This is a genomic window from Pseudomonas sp. HMWF006, assembly GCF_003061205.1.
GTDB lineage: Bacteria > Pseudomonadota > Gammaproteobacteria > Pseudomonadales > Pseudomonadaceae > Aquipseudomonas > Aquipseudomonas monsensis.
Map to the genome: position 1 here is coordinate 5,808 of NZ_QAIU01000561.1, position 1,199 is coordinate 7,006.

The 1,199-nt window shown below is 59.5% G+C and carries 2 protein-coding genes; one reads left to right on the forward strand and one right to left on the reverse strand.

Annotated elements, in window-relative coordinates:
* Positions 1-812: MFS transporter (locus DBR24_RS25695; protein WP_256591828.1), on the forward strand; the 812-nt coding region annotated here is incomplete at its 5' end.
* Between the two features lie 128 nt (positions 813-940).
* Here DBR24_RS25695 and DBR24_RS33780 read toward each other — a convergent pair.
* A partial coding sequence (locus tag DBR24_RS33780; protein WP_256591829.1) for a DMT family transporter occupies positions 941-1,199 on the reverse strand: 259 nt, incomplete at its 5' end.

Genomic DNA, 1,199 nt, shown 5'->3' on the forward strand with positions numbered 1-1,199 from the left:
CGCCGATGCTGCTGCCACTGATCCTCCACGTGTGGGGCTGGCAGGCTGCGTTTCTGTGCATGGCGGCGCTGGGCGCGATCTGGTTGCTGTTCTGGGGCTTGAAGTATTTCAACCCGGAAGATCATCCGAGCGTGAAGCAATCCGAACTCGATTACATCCAGCAGGAGGTCGAACCGGAACAGGCCCGTGTGCCGTTCTCGAAAATCCTGCGCATGCGCGGCACCTGGGCCTTCGCCCTCGCCTACTCGCTGACCGCTCCGGTGTTCTGGTTCTACCTGTACTGGCTGCCACCGTTTCTCAATCAGCAATACAATCTGGGCATCAACGTGACCCAGATGGGTATTCCACTGATCATCATCTACGTCACGGCCGACTTCGGCAGCGTCGGTGGCGGCATCCTGTCGTCGTTCCTGATCGGTCGCGGGATGAATTCGATCAAGGCGCGGCTGCTGTCGATGTTCCTGTTTGCCTGCTGCATCATCGGCGTGATCATGGCCGCCGGTTCGAGCAATCTGTGGGTGGCGGTGGCGGCGATTTCCCTGGCCATCGGTGCGCATCAGGCCTGGACCGCAAACATCTGGAGCCTGGTGATGGATTACACGCCCAAGCACATGATGAGCACGGTGTTCGGGTTCGGCGGCATGTGCGCGGCGATTGGCGGGATGTTCATGACCCAGATCGTCGGGCACATCCTCACCGTCACGAATAACAACTACACCGTGCTGTTCACCCTGATTCCGGCGATGTATTTCATCGCGCTGACGTGGATGTACTTCATGGCACCGCGCAAGATCCCAACCCTCACCGAATAAAACGCCTGCACCAGATACCCCCGTAGGAGCGAGCCTGCTAGCGATGGCTTTGTGTCAGTCAACATCTTTATCGACTGGTGCACCGCTATCGCGAGCAGGCTCGCTCCTACAAGTTTTTTTGTCATTCATCAGCGGCGGCTTTGCTGCCACGCCGCCGCCAGTCCGCTGCAACAGATCACCGCGATCCCGATCACCGTCAACAGGCTCGGTGTGTGATTGAACAGCAGCCAGCCCAACAATCCCGCAAACACGATCTGGCAATAACCGAACGGCGCCAGCAATGCCGGTGCGGCATGGCGGAAAGCCTGGGTCAGAAACAGATGCGCCGTCATCCCGCAACTGCCCAGCGCGAGCATCAGCCCGGCGTGGGTCAACGTCGGCACCTGC